Annotated in this window: 12 protein-coding genes; 6 read left to right on the top strand and 6 right to left on the bottom strand. The window is 68.8% G+C overall.

The window, feature by feature from the left end; genetic code table 11:
- Positions 1-222: 222 nt before the first annotated feature.
- A complete protein-coding gene (locus ACFYRH_RS23745) occupies positions 223-1281 on the top strand; it encodes an SDR family oxidoreductase (RefSeq protein ID WP_387779132.1) in 1059 nt (352 codons plus the stop codon).
- Here the strand turns inward: ACFYRH_RS23745 and ACFYRH_RS23740 are convergent.
- Positions 1248-1982 (bottom strand): endonuclease/exonuclease/phosphatase family protein, encoded by a 735-nt coding sequence (locus ACFYRH_RS23740; protein WP_387779129.1) that lies wholly within the window; start codon positions 1980-1982, stop codon positions 1248-1250. The two genes, ACFYRH_RS23745 and ACFYRH_RS23740, sit on opposite strands and share 34 nt — an antisense overlap.
- A 161-nt stretch (positions 1983-2143) precedes the next feature.
- On the opposite strand from ACFYRH_RS23740, the gene ACFYRH_RS23735 reads away from it, so the two are divergent.
- Together ACFYRH_RS23735 and ACFYRH_RS23730 are read left to right on the top strand one after the other, a co-directional pair.
- On the top strand, positions 2144-3082 hold the full coding sequence (locus ACFYRH_RS23735) for a phosphotransferase (protein WP_387779126.1): 939 nt from the start codon (positions 2144-2146) through the stop codon (positions 3080-3082).
- A 61-nt stretch (positions 3083-3143) separates the two neighbouring features.
- A complete protein-coding gene (locus ACFYRH_RS23730; RefSeq protein ID WP_387779123.1) occupies positions 3144-4511 on the top strand; it encodes a sulfatase in 1368 nt (455 codons plus the stop codon).
- A 65-nt stretch (positions 4512-4576) separates the two neighbouring features.
- On the opposite strand, the gene ACFYRH_RS23725 is transcribed toward ACFYRH_RS23730, so the two are convergent.
- The 5 genes from ACFYRH_RS23725 to ACFYRH_RS23705 are packed head-to-tail and all read right to left on the bottom strand — an operon-like array spanning position 4577 to position 11123.
- The gene (locus tag ACFYRH_RS23725; protein WP_387779120.1) at positions 4577-6934 is read right to left on the bottom strand and encodes a polysaccharide lyase 8 family protein; all 2358 of its coding nucleotides are present in this window, start codon (positions 6932-6934) and stop codon (positions 4577-4579) included.
- 13 nt (positions 6935-6947) lie between these two features.
- Positions 6948-7973, bottom strand: a complete 1026-nt coding sequence (locus ACFYRH_RS23720) for a hydroxyacid dehydrogenase (RefSeq protein WP_387779117.1) — start codon at positions 7971-7973, stop codon at positions 6948-6950.
- A gap of 15 nt (positions 7974-7988) precedes the next feature.
- Positions 7989-8861, bottom strand: a complete 873-nt coding sequence (locus tag ACFYRH_RS23715) for a carbohydrate ABC transporter permease (protein ID WP_387779114.1) — start codon at positions 8859-8861, stop codon at positions 7989-7991.
- A gap of 10 nt (positions 8862-8871) precedes the next feature.
- Positions 8872-9822 carry a carbohydrate ABC transporter permease gene (locus ACFYRH_RS23710; RefSeq protein ID WP_387779111.1) on the bottom strand — a complete coding sequence of 317 codons (951 nt, stop codon included), beginning with the start codon at positions 9820-9822 and terminating at the stop codon, positions 8872-8874.
- Entirely contained in the window at positions 9819-11123 is a 1305-nt protein-coding gene (locus tag ACFYRH_RS23705) for an ABC transporter substrate-binding protein (RefSeq protein ID WP_387779108.1), read from the bottom strand. Before ACFYRH_RS23705 ends, ACFYRH_RS23710 begins: the two co-directional genes overlap by 4 nt.
- Positions 11124-11318: 195 nt before the next feature.
- On the opposite strand from ACFYRH_RS23705, the gene ACFYRH_RS23700 reads away from it, so the two are divergent.
- The 3 genes from ACFYRH_RS23700 to ACFYRH_RS23690 all read left to right on the top strand — a co-directional run bounded on the left by ACFYRH_RS23700 (position 11319) and on the right by ACFYRH_RS23690 (position 18692).
- The gene (locus tag ACFYRH_RS23700; RefSeq protein WP_387779105.1) at positions 11319-12452 is read left to right on the top strand and encodes a GntR family transcriptional regulator; all 1134 of its coding nucleotides are present in this window, start codon (positions 11319-11321) and stop codon (positions 12450-12452) included.
- A 99-nt stretch (positions 12453-12551) separates the two neighbouring features.
- A complete protein-coding gene (locus tag ACFYRH_RS23695; protein WP_387779102.1) occupies positions 12552-15770 on the top strand; it encodes a BTAD domain-containing putative transcriptional regulator in 3219 nt (1072 codons plus the stop codon).
- A gap of 90 nt (positions 15771-15860) precedes the next feature.
- A complete protein-coding gene (locus ACFYRH_RS23690; protein ID WP_387779099.1) occupies positions 15861-18692 on the top strand; it encodes a beta-N-acetylhexosaminidase in 2832 nt (943 codons plus the stop codon).
- Positions 18693-18736 lie beyond the last annotated feature (44 nt).

The following is an 18736-nucleotide window of genomic DNA, read 5'->3' as shown; positions in this document are numbered from 1 at the left end:
GACAGCAGAACGGGCCAGCCGCCAGAGCCCCTCACCCAGCGGCTGGCCGATCGTGGGGGTCGTGTGCCCCACTCATTCGGTGCCCGTGGCCGGTCGGCGTCATGCGCGCAGAGCCTTGATTCGCGGAGATTTCCGTCGCCTGTCCGGCTGCCGGGGCCGGGCGCATGGACGACCCGCCGCTGGGCACCGGGCAATCACTGCTGTCTGTCTGAGGACGGAGACATGAGCGCGCTTCACACTCCCGACGTGGGACAGGTCGTCGTCGTGACCGGGGCGAGTGGCGGGATCGGGCGGGCCAGCGCTGTCGCGTTCGCTCGCCGCGGGGCGAAGGTCGCGCTGCTGGCCCGTGGCGAGACCGGGCTCGCGGCGGCCGTACAGGAGATCGAAGCGGCAGGCGGTACGGCGCTGCCGCTCGAGGTGGACGTCGCGCATTACGACGAGGTGGAGGCCGCCGCGGCGAAGATCGAGCAGGAACTGGGGCCGATCGACGTCTGGGTGAACGTCGCGTTCAGTTCGGTGTTCGCACCGTTCCTCGAGATCGATCCGAGCGAGTTCCAGCGCACCACCGAGGTCACGTACCTCGGCTACGTGTACGGCACCCGCGCGGCGCTGCTCCGGATGAAGGCCCGCGATCACGGCACGATCGTCCAGGTCGGTTCCGCACTTGCGTACCGCGGTATTCCGCTGCAATCGGCGTACTGCGGAGCGAAACACGCGATCCAGGGCTTCCACGACTCCTTGCGTTGTGAACTGCTGCACGACAAGTCCCGCGTCCGCGTGACGATGGTCGAAATGCCGGCCGTCAACACACCGCAGTTCTCCTGGGTGCTCTCCCGGCTCCCGCGGCATCCGCAGCCGGTCCCACCGATCTACCAGCCCGAGGTCGCCGCGGACGCTGTCGTGTACGCCGCCGACCACCCGCGCCGGCGTGAGTACTGGGTCGGAGCGCCGACCGTGGGTACGCTGATCGCGAACAAGTTCGCAGCCGGCCTGCTGGACCGCTACCTGGCGCGCACCGGATACAAGTCCCAGCAAACCGACGAGCCTGCCGATGGCATCGCGAACCTGTGGAAGCCCGCCGACGACGACCGTGACTACGGAGCCCACGGCGCTTTCGACGACCGCGCCACCTCCAGCACCTACCAGCTCTGGGCATCGCGCCATCGCGGCCTGGTCGCCACGCTGACCGCCGGCGCGGCGACAGCCAGCGCCTTCACCTGGCGTCGCTCGCGTCGGTTCCGGGGGCGTCAGACGAGTGGTACGTCGGTGACGACCGCGTAGTGATCTGACGGAGGCCGGCCGTGGTCCTCGTCAAAGCCGGCGAGGCGGGACGACGTCGCGGTCAGGCCGCCGGTGAAGATGTAGTCGATGCGATGGTCCTCGAGCCACTCGCCATGGCCGAGATGCGGATTGCGGGAGCTGTACGTCACACCGTCGTACGCCGTCGGTCGCCAGCAATCGTCGAGTACGGCGGACAACGGCTCCAGCTCGGGACACCCCGGGGGCGCATTCAGGTCGCCGGCGACCACCACGTCATCGCCGCCGGCGCGGATCTCGGATACCAGCGCAGCCAGCGAACTCGCCTGCGCGAACCGCTCGCACTCATGGTCCTCTTCCCAGTCCAGACAACTGGTGATGAAGTGCAGGCTGCGAGTACCGAGACCGATCTCGGCCCGGAGCGCGACCGTGTCGGTCGACAGCGTGTGCTCCTGCACTTGCCGCAGTGGAAAACGGCTGAGGATTCCCAGGCCGAGATGTACGTCGGGATTCGAGTCCGCCGGCATCCGGGACAGCGCGAACGCGGACTCCATACCCAATTCGAAACCGAGCAAACTGGTCTGGCTCTGCCCGCCGGACTGCCAGGTCTCCTGCAGCGCGACGAACTCGGGCCGTTGCGCCCGGACAGTCTTCACGATCGCCCGCTGCCGCCGCAACCAGCTGTCCCCGAACCGTCCCCAGACGTTCCACGTCATGAACCGCATGACCACCGCACCCTTTCATCCGTACGCTTTTCCGGTACCCCAGATCGGCGCTCGGACACCCGCCGGAAACAGTTGCCCGCAGCAACCAGCACGCTCCGGCGGCACCCGGCTACCGTGTGCGGACAAGAGCTCTCAGATACCGGACAACGACGGAGGCACCCATGGACACGCCGGATCCGGGCGATATCGCCGCTGCGTTCGCGCTGGGTGAGCCGCGCGGTGGGCTCGTGCACGTCCGGCGCGGCGACGCCGACGTGTGGCGACTCGACACGACGAGCGGCAGCTACTTCGTGAAGGGATACCTCCCAGGTGCCGACCAGCCGCGCGCGGCCGCGATGGACTTCGAACGGTTGGCCCTCGAAGCAGGCGTAACCACGCCCGCCCCGATCGTGCCGGCCGATCCGCTGCTGGGCTGGGTGACCCGCATCGACGGCCGCCTGTTTCGCGCCTACCGGTGGATCGAGCACAGCACGTCCGACTGGGACATCCCAACCTGGCTCGGCCAGACGATGCACGAGATCCATCAACTCCAGCCGCTCGGCCCGATCGGCTTGCCCCCATGGTGGCGGCAAGCCGACCTCGCGACCTGGGAGAGCTGGCGCACGAAGGCCGGCAAGAAACCGTGGGTGGATCTGTACGCCGCCACCCTGCCGCACATCGAGGGAGTCTGCGCGCGCATCGAGGACCTCTCCGGCAGCGCGCCCGACATCGTGACAACGCATGGTGACTTCAAAATCCACAACATCGTGATGTCCGCGAACGGCCCCGTCCTGGTCGACTGGGACAGCGTCCGGACCGACAGCGCTGCGCTCGAGGCCGGGCGGGCGGCGTACGTCTTCGGACGCGGGGAGCCCGAGCGGGTCCGCACGATCCTGGCCGCGTACAGCGCCGCGGGTGGCGAGCTCGCCTGGGCCGGACCCGACCTCTTCCTCAGCGTGAGCCGGAACCACCTCCAGGTCCTCGCCGACCTGATCCAGGTCTCCCTCGACGAGACGCCCGCCGCCCGCTGGATGGGCGATCCCGCAACCATCGACGCGACGATCACCGAGAAACTCCGGGACCTTCCCGGCGGACTCGACCAGCTCAGGATTTCGTCTTGATTCCTCCTTTTGCGAGGGATGACTGTGGGGGCTCGTGTCCGTGTCAGAGAAAGGTCCTGCCGTGTCGAGCTCCCGACGACCGAACCTGCTGTTCATTCTGGCCGATCAGTGGCGGAGCAGTGCCTTCGGCTGTCTCGGACAGGATCCGGTGAGCACGCCGTCGCTGGACCATCTCGCGGCCGATTCGGTGATGCTGACGAATGCCGTCAGCAACTATCCGGTCTGCAGCCCGTACCGGGCGATGCTAATGTCCGGACAGTACCCGTTCCGCAACGGCGTACCGCTGAACATCAACTCCCTCACCGCGCCGCTCGGAGTGGGTCTGCGGCCGGACGCCAACTGCTGGTCCGACATGCTGCACGCCGAGGGCTACTACCTCGGGTACGTCGGCAAGTGGCACCTCGACCCGCCCACCGCAGAGGACGCGATCCATGGTGAAGGTGTCCGCGAGGGGTGTGTGTGGGACGCGTACACACCGTCCGGCCGCCGGCACGGGTTCGACTTCTGGTACTCGCACGGCTGCTGCGACGACCACCTGCGGCCGCACTACTGGGTAGGTGATGCCCCGCGCGAGGCACCCACCACGATCGACGCCTGGTCGCCGGAGCACGAGACCGACGTCGCGCTCGACTTCCTGCGCAGCGCCGGACGGCGCTCCCGGGACCAGGATGTGCCATTCGCGCTGACGATGTCCTACAACCCGCCACACCAGCCGTTCGACACCGTGCCCTCGCGGTATCTCGACAAGTACCGGCACCTCGCGCCCGAGGAGCTCCTCGTCCGCCCGAACGTCCAGGACGAATCGGGTGCCGCGGCAACCATCGCGGCGCAGTACTTCGCGGCGATGACCGGCGTCGACGAACAGATCGGCCGCCTGCTGTCCGCACTCGACGACGAGGGCCTCGCGGACGAAACGATCGTCGTCTTCACCTCCGACCACGGCATGCAACTCGGCAGCCACGGCCTGATGTACAAGAACGTCTGGTACGACGAGTCGCTGCTCGTCCCGTTTCTGCTGCGCTGGCCCGGCCGGATCCCGGCACGAAGCGACGACCTGCTGCTCAGCGCGCCCGATGTCGCGCCCACGCTGCTCGGACTCCTCGGCGCCGCGGTCCCGGACGAGATGCAAGGCCGGAACCTCGCCGACGCCCTCCGCGGCAAGGCGGTCGACCGACCCGACCGTGCCGTCTATCTTCGTCCCGCCGGCGGCTTCGAGGACACGTCCGAGGACACCCGGGGCCTGCGAACCCACGACCGTACGCTCGTCGTGCAGCGGGCGGCAGATGGGACCGAACGGGTCCAGCTGTTCGACCTCGTGCAGGACCCGTACCAGCGCGAAGACGTCGCCGCGCAGCGACCCGACGAGGTGGCGTCGCTCACGGCCGCTCTACGCGAAGAACTGGCGCGCTGCAACGATCCGTGGGTCTGACCCCCACAAGAAGAGGCGCCGACCAGCACCATGCCCACTATGCCGGTCGGCGCTCTGTCCATTCATCAGCCGAAGATCGCCCGGTGGCTCGCCCCGTGCGCACCCTCGGTCGTCACCGTCAGCCGCAGGCAATCCTTCCGCGGCGCGTCGACCTGCACCGTCGGATCCTTACTGACCACCGACCAACCTGCCTGACCGACGGTCACCCGCACCACGTCGGTGTGCTGCGTCGGATCGGAAACCGACACCTCCAAGTGCTGGTTCGACCACCGCAGCAGCACCGCGCAGGGTTGGTCAACCGTGACGGACACCTTCTGGCCGTCGGCCATCCGGAACGCGGTCGACCCGGCGGCCCAGAAGTTGGCCCCGACGAGCCCACGCTCCTGCAGGCGCGCCGCCTGGACGACACTCGTGTTGCTGAGGATCTCGACCGGCGAGGACTCGGCGAGACGAGCCGTCTGCGCCGCATCGGCACCAGGAGCCAGCACATACGCGTACTGCCCAGCGGCGACCCCGTGGTCCAGCCAGAGCGTGACGTACCGGCGGGTGATCGTGTCCGTCGTACCGCCGCCGTTCACGTCCCGCCAGGCGCCGGTCCGATCCTCGCGTTTCAGGTCCACCACGGCACCGCCCGGGAAGACGTACCCGCCGACGCCCTCCAAGTGCGCCCAGCGCGCTGGTGTCGTCGCCGACGATCCAACATCGCGGCCGTCCACGAGCAGGGCGCCGTCCGGCGAGTTCCGGTTCTCGACGACCGTCTCCACCCGGTTGCCGCTCGTACTGCGGATATCAGCGCCGAGGGCAACGATCAGGTCACCGAAGCAGAACCAGGACTTGAGCGCGGTGAGACCCGTGCCGCCCGGGCCGAGGAGATGCTGCCCGATCGCGGCATCTTCACCCAGTACGGCGCCCCCGACCCACGCGGCGGCCGGCAGACCTGCTCCCCACTCCCCCTCGACCTTGTCCGGAAGCGGTGTCGTGTCGACCGTCGTACCGGGCAGGCGGTAGCGGTCGACGGTGGGCCAGAAGTTGTCGTCGAAGTGCCCGTTGTCGGCGTTGTACAGGTAGGTCATCCCGTTACCGGTGAAGTACCCCCGGTTGTTCTCACCGTTGCCGCACTCGTACCAGGTGATGCGTTCGCTCGCCATGCTGATCGCCAACGCCCATCCGTCACGGCGATGCACGGCACGATCCATGCCGGCGAACAGTTTGTGCCCGACAGGCTCCGCGGCCGGTGTGACTGCGGCTAGGTCCTTGAGCAACGCCAACCGCGGCAGACTGGCGCCGCTGCGGATGTTCCCGTACGTGTCGCGGGCGATCCAGCCGGCGCACAGCGCCCGCCATCGTGCCGCCGTACTCGCGTCCACGCCCTTGGCCAGCGTCAGCATCGACTCGATGATGATGTACGCGTCGTCGTGGCTGCGTTCCTGGTACCGCGAGACGGCTCGCCCGCGGACCGAGTCCATCATCTGGCAGTCGTAGATCACTGGAGCGAACGACTCGTCGACCGTCGCGTAGAGCACGTCCCGAGTCGAGTCGATGTCCGCGCTGCTCCCGGCCAGCAGCGCGAACAGCAGGCTGAGGCCGCGCAGCAGAACCCCGCCGTACGTGCCGGTGTACGCGATCGTGCCGTGCTGGATGAACGAGCCGTCCCGGTAGAACCCGTCTCCTGAGGTGACGTACTCCCAGGTCACCGAGAGGCCGTCGCGGGCGTGGGTCAGCCTGGTCTCGTCCGGCAGCGCGATCGCCCGTACGATCACCGCCTGGCACTGGTCCACGCGGTTGGCGCCGGTGGAGACGACCTGGTTCGTCTGACCGGACCGGGACGACCACGGGTCCGGTACGAAGTGGTCGATGGCCGCTGCGTAGCGGGTCAACTGGTCGGCGGTGAGCGCTGCGTTCAGCAGGACCATGCTGTTGGCCAGCGACTTGGAAGCCCCGATCTCCCAGTCCCACCAGTTGCCGAACTCCGTCATACCGTCGTTGTAGAAGATCCGGTTCGCGTCCTCGAGACCGTCGACGATGTCGGTGAGCAGCCCGCCGTCGCCGTACCAGGTCGATCCCGGCGTCACGTACGCGGTGGCCATCTGCTCCAGCTGCCGGTACGTCGTGGTCAGGTTCGGGCTCGTGCCGAACGGGACGGTGGTGAACACGCTGGACCGGGTGCCGACGGGACTCGCCAGCTTCGCCCGGTTGGCGGCGACCGCGTTGTCCATCGACGCCAGCCGCTTGGTGAAGTCGGGGTCGTCGGGGTCGATACCGCGGCGGCCGGTGATCAGGTCGATCCATCGCTCGCGGAGGAGCGCGTAGTCAGGCTGATCGGCGGCGGCTGCGGGCAGCGCCTGGCCGACGGCGGCCGCGACGCCCAGGAGGCCGAGCCCCGCGAGGGCGGATCGGCGGGAGATCGTGAGGTTGCTGGTCATGGCACTCCTTTGTTCACGCGATGTGCTGAAGTTCCCCCGCGGTGATGCGGCCGGCCAGCGGCTCGGCCCGGACGTAGCGTTCGACCTCGGCGACGGCGTACTCGCCGAGCAGCCTGATCTCGCTGCCCATCGCCCCGGCCACATGCGGCGTGACCTGGACGTTCGGCAGGCTGAGCAGCGGGTGCCCGGACGGCAACGGCTCGGGATCCGTGACATCGAGTACGGCGTCCACGCGGCCGCGAGCGCACTCGCGCACGAGCGCGTCGGTGTCGATCAGTGCGCCGCGTGCCGTGTTGATGACGACGGTTCCGTCGCGCAACATCGACAGCCGTCGTTCGTCGAGGAGGTGATGGGTTTCCGGCAGCGCCGGTGCGTGCAACGACACGATGTCGCTGCACCGGAGCAAGGTCTCGAGGTCCACCAGTTCGGCGCCGCGCTGAGCCGCTTCCGCCGGTTGCAGGAACGGGTCGCTGACCAGGATCCGGTACCCCGACCCGGCCAGCAGACCGATCACAAGGCGACCGATCCGCGAGGCCCCGACGATACCGATCGTCCGGCCGACCTGGCCCATGCCTGGATCGAGCGTGTGATCCTCGTGACCGCTGACCCGATAACGAGCCGCCAGGTGGAAGGCCTTCTTGGCAGCCAGGCGAATCGCAGCGACGGTGAACTCAGCCACCGGTACGGCGTTCGCTCCCGCCGCCGACGACACGGCGATGCCACGCTCCCAGACGTCGAGGGCGACGTGCCCCTTCACGCTTCCGGCCGCGTGGATCACCGCGCCGAGACGCGGCGCGTCCGCGAGGACGGTGGAGTCGATCCGCGGGCAGCCCCATCCGGTGAGGAGGATGTCGGTTCGAGCGAGTTCCTTGCGGACTCCGGGATCGCCGAAGTCGCGGACCACCAGGTCGAGGACGTCCACGGATCGGCGCAGACGCTCGAGGAGATCGGATGGCAGAGCGAGCGCCCGGACCTCGGGTGTCATCGAGATCAGCGCGGTCGGGCGGGCAGACCGTCGTACAGGCAGTCGTACAGGCACAGGAAAGCCTTTCTGCTACTTGTCCGAGCCGAGCGTCATACCCTCGATGATTCGGCGGCCGAGCCACAGGTAGAGCCCGACCAGCGGCAGGACGACGATCGCGATGCCGGCGAACATGCCGCCCCAGTCGGCGCCGTTGTACTGCATCTGCTGGAGGAAGCCGAGCATGGCCAGCGGCAACGTCTGCAGCTGCTGGTCGTGAATGAACACCAGCGCGAAGAACGTCTCGCCCCAGTGCGCGATCACGTTCAGCAGGAGCAGCGTGACGATGCCGCTGCGGCAGACCGGCAACATGATCCGGACGAACGTGTACAGCGGACTGGCGCCGTCCAGCGCGGCCGCCTCCTCGAGCTCGAACGGCAACGACCGGAAGAACCCGGTGAGGAAGAAGACCGCGAACGGCATCGACGTCGCGGTGTACAGCAGCCAGAGACCCCAGAGGCTGTTGACCAGGCCGAGGTGACTCATCACGGCGTACAGCGGAAGGAAGATCGCCTGCGCCGGGATGCCGAGACCGATCGCGAACAGGGACGTGGTCGCACCGGCGCTCCGGGCGCCGAGGCGGCTGAGGGCGTACCCGGCGGGTGCCGCCAATACGATCGTCGCCGCCGCGGTGCCGGCGACCAGCAGCACGGAGTTGAAGGCCGCGGGTCCGAAGTTTCCGGTCGACCAGGCGCGCTGGAAGTTCTCCCAGTGCAGCGTCTTCGGCAGCGACCACGGGGCGTCGAGCATCTCCCGGGTGGACTTCACCGAGTTGAGCAGGATCCAGACCAGGACAGCCAGGTCGAAGAGCACCAGCGCCCAAGCGAGCGGAGCGCCGACGAAACGCTGGATCACCCCGGCGCGGGAGGGCCGCGCCGGTCGGCGCAAGATGGTCAGTGAGCTCATGGTCGTTCCTTCAGAACTGGATGGCGTCGCGGCGCATCACGCGCCGGATCAGGACGACGAGCACGGCCACCAGGCCGAGCGTGAAGATCGCGTCGGCGGCCGCGAGCCCGTAACTCGGTACGCCGTCCGACGCGAACGCGGCCGCGTACGCGTACAGCGACACGGTCCACGTCCGCGTACTCGGCAGGCCACTCGCCGAGCCCGCCATCGCGAGGATGAACTCGAAGGTCTTGATCGAGTTGATCGTCCACAACACCGAACACACGCCGATCACGTCCCACGACAGCGGCAGCGTCACGTGCCGGAACCGCTGCCAGGAGTTCGCACCGGCCAGCAGACAGTCCTCGTACAGGTACGGCGGAATCCGGTCGACCGCGGCCATGATCACCGTCGTGTAGAACCCGGTGCTGACCCACACCAGCCCGAGCAGGATCATCGAGTACTGATGGTCCTGCGAGAGCCAGCCCGGTGGGTGCTGGACACCGATCGCCCGGAGCAGCCTGTTCACCAGACCGTCCGCCTGGAACAGGAAACCCCACAGGATCGACAACACCAACGCCGGAACGATGTTCGGGAAGAAGATCACCGAGCGCACCGTCGACCGCCCGGCGAGGTCGCGGAGCAGCATCGTCAGACCGAAGCTGATCGCGAACGTCGCGGCGCCGCCGGCGACCAGCAGCAACAGCGTGTTCTTGAACGCTTGCCGGAACACCGGATCGTCGAACATGTACCGGTAGTTCTTCAGGCCCGACCATTCCATCGGACCGTAGCCGGGCCACTGGTGCAGGCTGATCCAGGCCGTGGCGCCGACCGGGATCAGCAGGAAGACCGCGTAGAGAACGAGCGCCGGCGCGACGAACGGCACATACAGTCGCCGCCGCTGCCGCTGCAACGCGCTCCCGGTGCGACGCGGGACGGCACGGGACGCCACCGCCGTACCCGTGCCGGCGATTGCCGTCACTGGCCGCGCTTCCAGAAGTCGGCGCTCTGCGACTTCAGCCGACCGACGAACTCGGTCGCCGAGACCTTGCCCGTCACCAGCTGATCGTCGAGCGGGAGGAACACCTTCGTCCACCAGTCCGAGAAGTCGGCGGTCACCCCGTCGCCGTTCAGGTAGGTGCCGTTCTTCTTCACCAGGGCGGCGATATCGGCCGCGGCCGGCGCGACCTTGACGTCCTGCCTCGCCATCAGGGACGCCGTACCGTCCTCGTAGGCCTGGACCTGCTTCTTGCCGTACAGGAACGCGATCAGCTTCTCGGAGGCCGCCTTGTGCTTGGCCTTGGCGGGCACGACCCAGCCCGACGGCTGGCAGGCGACCGGGTTGTCCGCCGCGCCGTCACCGGGAAAGTTGAAGGTCCGGTACTGGAAACCGTCGGCGGCGTAGGTCTTCGCCTCGCTCGGCAGCCAGGAGCCCATCAGAAGGAAGTCGGCCTTGTTCGTGGCCCACTTCTGCTGCATCGCGGGGAACTTGCTCGCGTTGTAGCCGTCGGCGAAGTACCCACCCTTGGCCAGGTGCTCGACCTGAGCGGCGGCCGCGGCGTACTCCGGCTTCTCCCAGGTCCCGCCCGTCTTGTCCGCGGCGGCCTGGTGGAACGAGCCCACGCCGAGCTTCGCGACCACGAGACTGATGTACCAGGACGCGTTGTACCCCGGGATGTCCGCGTCGAGCGCCAGCGGAGCGGCACCACTCGCCTTCTGCTTGTCGAGCAGTTGCTGGAACGCCTGCCACGTCGCCGGTGGCTTGGCGGCGAGCTGGGGGAACCGGGCGCCGTTGAACCAGACGCTGTTGCAGGTGATCACGTACGGCAACATCGGGTGCTTGCCGTCGACCTCCGCCAGCTTCTGCAGGTCCTGCGGGATCACCTGCCCGATGGTGGTGCTCTCGCCGGGGACCGACGTCCCGAGGGTCTTCGTCAGGTCCTCCGCGCCACCGGCCGGGATCTTGGACTTGACGTTGTTGTACGGGTTGTCGATGAGGTCCGCGGCCGGGCTCGTCATCAGCGTCGGCTGCAACTTGGTCAGGACGTCGCGGCCCTGCCACTGCACGTTGACCTTGACGCCGGTCTGCTGCGTGAACTCGGCGATCGACTTCGCGAGCGCGGCCTGCTGCGGCTCGCCGTCCTTCCACATCGACCAGTAGGTCAGTTCCTCGCCGGCGCCGGCGTCGCTCCCCGAACTCGATCCGCAGCCCGCGAGGGCGCTCGCCGCGAGCGCCGCTGCCGTGCAGGTCACGGTCAGCCGGCGGGCAATGGGTGTGTTCATGACACTTGGTCCTCTCCGGTCGGGCATCGACTTGGAGTGACGGTGCGGCCACCGAAGAGGAGGAATCAAGACTGATTCGCAGACCGGTCCGCCGGATACCGCGAAGGCATCGGATCGGGCTCCGGGATTCCTCCTTCAATCCTCTGGTGATCCCATGTGATGATCGGTGCACCGTCCGGATCCGAGGAGCGCGTCGTGCAGCGAGACCCAGTGCCCCAGACCTCGCGGGAGCTGAAGTTCCGGCGGCTCGCCCGCGAGCTGCGGCACCGGATCCTCGACAACACCTACCCGCCGGACACCAAGCTCCCGACCGAGGACGCGCTGGCGGCCGAGACCGGGATGTCGCTGACCACGATCCGGCACGCGTACCAGGAACTCGCCGCCGACGGTCTCGTCGTACGACGTCAGGGCGCGGGCACGTTCGTCGCGCCGACGAACCATCGCGTACAGCCGCGGCAGCGCGTGATCGGCGTACTCGTCCCGGACACCGCGTTGTACTACCCGCGGGTGTTGCAGGGCATCGAGAAGGCGCTGTTCCAGGCGAACGCGCGTCTTGTGCTCGCCTGCTCGCACTACGACCCGGAGGCGGAGGACACGGCGATCAGCGGGCTGCTGGACGCGGGCGTGGACGGGCTGCTCCTGGTCCCGTCACTGCACGCCCTGTCCGACCCACGGGCGCGGGTATCGCAACTGCTCGAGCTCCCGGTCCCCGTGGTCTTCGTGGAGCGTCGACTGGCCGCGCTCGGCCCGGGCGACTCGATGGAGCACGTCTGCACGGACCACGAGGGCGGCGCGTACGACGCCGTCCGGCACCTGTACCACCTCGGCCACCGCGAGATCGGCCTCGCGATCAGGGCCGACGCGCCGACCGCGCCGCCGATCCTGGCCGGTTTCGAACGCGCGATCGCGGACTTCGGCCTCACCCACCACGGCCCGCAGCTGATCCCGGTGGGCGAGTGGAACTCCCGGCGCGCGGACGATGCGATCAAGGTCCTCACCGCGGAGCAGATCACGGCAGCGCTCTGTTTCGGCGACCGCGAGGCGTCCTTGGTGCTCGGCGCGGCCCGGCGGGCCGGGCTGGCGGTCCCCGACGACCTCGCCATCATTGCCTACGACAACGAGTTCGTCGACGTCGCCGAAGTACCGATGACCGCGGTCTCTCCCCCGCGCTACCAACTCGGGCAACTCGCCGTCCAGGTCCTCCTCCAGCGCCTCGAACTCGGCGACGCGCTGCCCATCCACCAGATCCACCTCAGACCCCGCCTCGTCGTCCGCGCCTCCTGCGGCGCGAAACCCCCGTCCGACGACCTCAGCCCTACCCCGCCGTAGTCGACGTACCTCGACGCGACATGGAGCCATCGGCCGTCTGGATTCCACCAGGCGGTTGCCGAGGGCACCTAGCACCCTGCACGCCGTAAGATACTCATCGTGTCCGGACGGCCGCGCGAAGACCGACCTGATGCCAGGCCTGCTCGGAAACCGGCTGCCGCCCGGTTCGGTGAACTGCTGCGGGCACATCGCCAACGCGCCGGACTGACACAACGGGACCTCGCCGACCGAGCCGGGCTCAGCGCGGCCGCGATCCGCGACCTGGAACAGGGCCGGACCAAGAGACCGAAGCCCGACTCCGTCGACGCCATCGCAGGCGCGCTTGCCTTGACCGAGCGCGACGCCGGCGAGCTGCTGACCTCGGCAGGCGAGCAGCAGGCTGTCGCCACGCCCTCGGCGACCACCGGGCGGCTGCACATCGGTCTGCTGGGTCCGCTCGAGGTCCGCCGAGGCGATACCTCAGTGCCCTTCAGATCCGATCCACAACGGGCGCTGTTGGGTCGGCTCGCGCTGAGCGCGCGGACGACGGTGGGTCAAGACGAGCTCATCGAACTCCTCTGGCCACGCGGCGTCCCTGGAAATGCGGTCAATCTGCTGCACACCAGGATCGCGAGACTGCGTCGTCTCCTGGAGGCGGACGGTCCGACGGTCGTCAGCGTCGGCGCCGGCTACCAGCTCGAGATCCGCGACGACGAGCTCGATCTGTTGACATTCCGCGAGCTCACGACACAGGCCGGACGCCTCGAACCGGTGGCGGCGTTGGCGAAGCTCGCGGATGCGGTTGCGTTGTGGCGCGGCGACACCGATGTGGATGCGATCGCCACGAACCCGCTGTACGTCGCGCTCTCGAACGAGTACACGGCCGCCGTACGGGCCTTCGCGGCGCTCGCACGTGACCTGCGCGAACCGGAGCGTGCGCTGGAGCGACTGCGCAGCCTCACCACGCGACACCCGCTGGACGAGCCTTTGCATTCGGAACTGATTCAATCGCTGGCGGCGAGTGGCCGGCAGGCCGACGCGTTGGCGGCGTACGAGCAGATCCGGTCCGCGCTCGCGGAGCAGCTCGGCATTGACCCGGGCGAGCGACTGCGCGCGGTACATCTCGAGGTGCTCAGGCAACAAAGTGGGGCGCCACCCGTGCAGCAGGCTCCGTCGGCGCCACCGGACTTCGTCGGCCGCGCGGACGAGCTCGCAACCATCTGTACGACGCTCAGCCGCCCCGGCGCGATCTCGTCCCGCGTCGTCCACGTCAACGGCATCGCCGGAGTCGGCAAGACCGCATTGGCGCTGACGGCCGCGCATCGCCTGCAAACGGAGTACCCGGACGGGCAGCTGTACGCCGACCTGCGCGGCAGTGACGTGACGACTCCCGCACCGCTCCAGGTGCTCGGGCGGTTCCTGCGCGCGCTCGGCGTACCCGGTCGGCGGATCGGCACCGACGAGGCCGAGGCGGCCGCGCTGTTCCGCAGCGAGCTCGCCGACCGGCGACTGCTGGTGCTGCTCGACAACGCCCAGGACGCGGCGCAGGTTCGACCGCTGCTGCCCGGAGCCGGACGCAGCGACGTGATCGTGACGAGCCGGCGACGTCTACCCGACCTGACCACTGCGGGCGTCATCAATCTCGAGCCGCTCCCCCGCCGCGACGCGGGCCGGCTCATCAGCTCGACCGCTCATCGCCTCGACACCGACTCCGACGGCGTCGACGCGCTCGCCGAGGCGTGCGCTCGCCTTCCACTGGCGTTGCGCATCGCGGGGTCGAGGCTCGCGACGCGGCAGGAGTGGACAGCTGCCGATCTCGCCAGGCGTCTGCACGACGGCAGCCGGTTGCTCACCGAACTCAGCGCCGGCGAATCCAGTGTGCTCAACAGCTTTCAGCTCAGCTACGCGGACCTGAGTTCCGACGCCCAACGTGCATTCCGGCTTTGCAGCCTGCATCCCGGCGACGACTTCAGCCCGCAGACCACGGGGATCCTGCTCGGCATCCCGGCGGCCGAGGCGGACAGGCTCCTGGAAGCGCTCCTCGAGTCCAACATGCTGATGCAGCAGGCCAAGGATCGCTACCGCTTCCACGACCTACTCGCCCTCTACGCCCGTCGGCTACTCACCGAGGATCCCGAACGCGAGACGGCGCGGGCCCGCCTGCAGACCTGGTACGCCGACGCGGTCACCGCCGCGATCGACTGGGCGTACCCGCAACTCGTGCGACTCGGTACCCATCCCGACCCCGCTGCGTTCTTCAGCTCGGAAGCGGAAGCCCTCGACTGGCTCGACGACGAGCTGCGGGCCTTGCTGGCCGTCGTTCAGGATGCGCCGGAGTACGGCGATCCCGCGGTGTCCTGGCGGATCGCGGATCAGCTCCGCGGCTACTTCCTGATCCGCCGGAACGCCGACGGGTGGTTGCCGGCGGCACAGGCCGGGATGGCCGCCGCGCTTGCGGCCGGAGACGACATGGCACAGGTCGCGATGCTGTTCAACCGCGGCCAGGCGTTGTGGGCTGTCGGCCGCGACGACGACTCGATGGCCGACTGCCTCGCCGGGCAGTCCCTCGCAGTCACCGCCGGCTGGACGACGGCTGCGGCCTACTCGGCTCACCAGGTCGGATGGCTCCAGCTGGAACGCGGGCGGCTCGGCGATGCCGACTTCTGGATGGGACGCGCGCTGGAACTCACCGAGGACGACCGCGACGGTCACGTGCACGCAGTCGCGCTGAACGGGCTGGGGATGACCCGCCTGTACCAGGGCGAGCTGCAGGATGCGGCGGATCTGTTCGGCGCCGCGCTGAAGATCAACGAGAACGGGCGGGAGACGTCCGCGCTCGCGAACCGCGGCAATCTGGCGAGCGCGCTCCGCCAACTCGGTGCGGTGGATCGTGCGGCCCGCCTGCTGGACGACGTACTGAACGACTATCGGCGCCGGTCACATGTCCGCGGTGAGGTGTCGACGCTGGACGAGTTGGCGCGATTGCACGCGGAACGCGGAGACGGCGTGGCCGCGTTGCGCACCGCACTGCAAGCGCATCTGTTGGCGAACGTCGTCCGCGACCGCAAGGCCCAGGCGCAAACGGCCGCAGCCGTGGCTCAGGCGCACCTCACCCTCGACGACCACCAGGCCGCCCTCAAGTGGTCCGAGGACTGTCTGGCCGTCGCCCGCGGCACCTACCAGTACATCGAAGCCGAGGCCCTCCTCAGCCTGGCCGCCGCCCACCACCACACCGGCAACAAGCCCGCCGCGACACAAGCCGCGACCGAAGCCGCCACCATCGCCACCGCCTGCGGCTTCCACCGCCTGAGAGCCCAAGCCCGAACCCAGCTCAGCTAGCAGCCAGGTGCTTGCACCCGAGGCCGCGCCGGGCGGAAGATCGGGCCTCCAGACCCGAGAGACACCGCCCAGCATCCGGTAAGGAGTGCCGTGAGAATCCCGTCCCTCGCGCTCGTCGCCGCAGCCCTGGTCGTCCCACTGTCCGTGGGGCCGGCCGCGGCCGATCCGCCCGCCGATCAACCCGCCGATCAACCCGCCCGGGCCGACTCCGGGAGCAGCGTCAACCTGGCCTTGCTGCCAGGCGCCGTCGCCTCCGCCAAGTCCCAACGCATGACCCCACCCGCTGCGACGTACGCGCCCGCCAACGCGACCGACGTGTTCGTCCACAACGGATGGACCTCGAACTACGCCGCCGTCGGGAACGGCTACGACCCGACCCAGGACTGGTTCCAGGTCAAGCTGGCCACCCCCGCCCCGGTGTACGAGGTGTTCAGCCGCTGGACCTCCCCGGCCAAACCGTCCGAGTACGACCTGCAGGTCTCGACCGACGCCGACTGCCAGACCTGGACGGCGGTCACGCACGTGGTGAATCCGAGCGACAAGGACTCCCAGGTGATCGACCGCAAGGACCCGATCACCTGTGTCCGGATGCAGGCCCTGGCCACGACATCCACAGTCGGCTACACGCTCAACGAATTCGAGCTGTGGTCCGGCCCCAAGCCGCCGCCGACCGTCGGCCAGATCATCCCGGTGCCGGTGCAGCAGACCCATGGCACCGGTCAGCCGTGGGCACTCACCAACACGTCCCGGATCGTCGTGACCAGCAACACTCTCGCTCCGACGGCCGAGATCCTCGCCGGCTATCTGCGACCGGCCACCGGGTTCGTCCTCCCCGTGGTGACAGGTTCCGCAACGGCCGCCGACATCGCGCTCAGCACCGGTCCGGTGCCCGCCATCCCGGCTGACAAGCAGGACGAGGGCTACTCGCTCACGGTGTCGAGCGCGGGCGCGAAGATCGTCGCCCCGCAGGCGCACGGCCTGTTCAACGGCTTCGCGAGCCTGCGCCAGCTGCTGCCCGCAGCAATCAACTCCGCCACCGCGGGAACCGGGCCGTGGACGGTTCAGCCGATCACCGTGCTGGACTACCCGCGCTACGCGCATCGCGGTCTGCAGCTCGACCCGGCCCGCAACTTCCTGAGCGTGGCCGAGATCCGGTCGATGATCGACCAGCTCGCTGCTCTGAAGGGCGACCGGCTGCACCTGCACCTGAGTGACTCCCAGTCCTGGCGCCTGGAGATCAAGGGCTACCCCGCGCTGGACGGCACCGGATGCAACGGGACCGGCTGTCTCGCGGGCTTCTACACCCAGGAGGACTTCAAGGGCCTGGTGAAGTACGCCGCCGACCGGTTCATCGAGATCGTCCCCGAACTGGAGGGCCCGGCGCACGCCACGGCCGCGATCAGATCGCTCGGTGGCGTCGCGGTGATGGGCTGCCAGGGCCAGACCCAGACCGACCGGTTCTGTACGAACCCGAACGACCCGGCCAGTGCGCGGGCCCTCGCCTTCTGGCGGGACGCGATCGCCCAGCTCGCCGCGATCTCGCCCGGACCGATCATCCACATCGGCGGCGACGAGGCGATCGGCATGCCGCACGAGGACTACAAGTGGTGGATCGGGCAGATGGAGACCATCGTCGACGGCGCCGGCAAACGGCTGATGGGCTGGAACCCGGCACTCGAGGGCTACGCACCCGGCTCCACCTCGATCAACCACTACTGGTCCGACTACACCGGCGGCGGCCCGCCGCTGATCAAGCCCGAGTGGTTCAACCAGCACCGCAGCGTCATCACCACGCCGGAGTGGAACGCGTACCTCGACTTCGGGTACGACGGCTCTCCCGGCCGCACGCCGCGCACCGAACTCGACAAGGCCTACGGGTGGGACCCCGAGTGGGTCTACGAGAAGTACCGCTCCGTCTGGGCGCAACCGGCGTACGGCGGGCCGAAGGCGGAGGACATCATCGGCATCGAGGCGCCCATCTGGGGCGAGCAGATGCGCGGACTCGCGAACAACGAGTACATGGTCTTCCCGCGGCTGGCCGGGATCCTGGAGAAGGCCTGGTCACCCAAGACCCTCACCCAGGACTACGACGCGTACCGGCAGCGGCTCGCCGTCGCCGGTCCGCGGTGGGCGTACGCGAACGTCAATTACGGCTCGATCGCCCAGGTCGACTGGAGTCAGGAGGCGATGGGCACCGTCACCCACTTCGGCGTGGACCGGACGCTGACCGACGTACCGCTGGGCCGGCTGGCGGCCGGCTCGATTCCGCCGGGTGAGGTCACCGCCACGATCGACTGGGGCGACGGGTCCGCACCTCAGGCTGCCCCGATCAGCGCCCGCGACTACTTGGCGAGCCAGCGCCAGGGGCGAAGCCTGATGACCGTCAGCGGAAGCCACACCTACCCCGTAGACGGGGTGTATCACGGGACAGTCACCTACACCCGGCAAGCACAGACCTGGGTCGTGCCGTTCCTCGCGACCGGCGTCCCGGCCTGTACGACGATGCTCACCGGGACACACCAGGGGACGTTGACCGTGTCCTCGGGAGTGGCCTGCCTCGAGGCCGCGACCGTGTCAGGTCCGGTCAGCGTAGCGGCCGGCGCTGGTCTCTACGCATCCGGATCCACCGTCCGCGGACCGGTCACGGCGTCCGGAGACCTGCTGCTGTGCGGCACGTCGGTCTCCGGGCCGCTCACCGTGACCGGTGCGACCCGGGTGTGGCTCGGCAACCGGAACGGCGATTGCGACGGCAGCGCAGTGGCGGGCCCAGTCGCCGTGCGGAACAACACCGGCTCGACGATCGTCTCCGGCAATCAGATCAAGGGGCCGTTGTCCTGCACGGGCAACGCCCCCGCCCCGACCAACGCAGGCCGGCCGAACGCCGTATCCGGCCCGAAGACAGGTCAGTGCAGCGGACTCTGACAGCAAGCGGCCCTGCGCACCTCACCACGAGGTGCGCAGGGCCA

Source organism: Kribbella sp. NPDC004875 (assembly GCF_042873375.1).
Taxonomy (GTDB): domain Bacteria; phylum Actinomycetota; class Actinomycetes; order Propionibacteriales; family Kribbellaceae; genus Kribbella.
This window is presented reverse-complemented; position numbering and strand designations above follow the sequence as displayed.

Excerpts from the sequence above, each read along its gene's own strand:
- ACFYRH_RS23705 (WP_387779108.1), bottom strand. The coding sequence starts at position 11,123 with ATGAACACACCCATTGCCCGCCGGCTGACCGTGACCTGCACGGCAGCG.
- ACFYRH_RS23745 (WP_387779132.1), top strand. The coding sequence starts at position 223 with ATGAGCGCGCTTCACACTCCCGACGTGGGACAGGTCGTCGTCGTGACC.
- ACFYRH_RS23725 (WP_387779120.1), bottom strand. The coding sequence starts at position 6,934 with ATGACCAGCAACCTCACGATCTCCCGCCGATCCGCCCTCGCGGGGCTC.
- ACFYRH_RS23715 (WP_387779114.1), bottom strand. The coding sequence starts at position 8,861 with ATGAGCTCACTGACCATCTTGCGCCGACCGGCGCGGCCCTCCCGCGCC.
- ACFYRH_RS23735 (WP_387779126.1), top strand. The coding sequence starts at position 2,144 with ATGGACACGCCGGATCCGGGCGATATCGCCGCTGCGTTCGCGCTGGGT.
- ACFYRH_RS23740 (WP_387779129.1), bottom strand. The coding sequence starts at position 1,982 with ATGCGGTTCATGACGTGGAACGTCTGGGGACGGTTCGGGGACAGCTGG.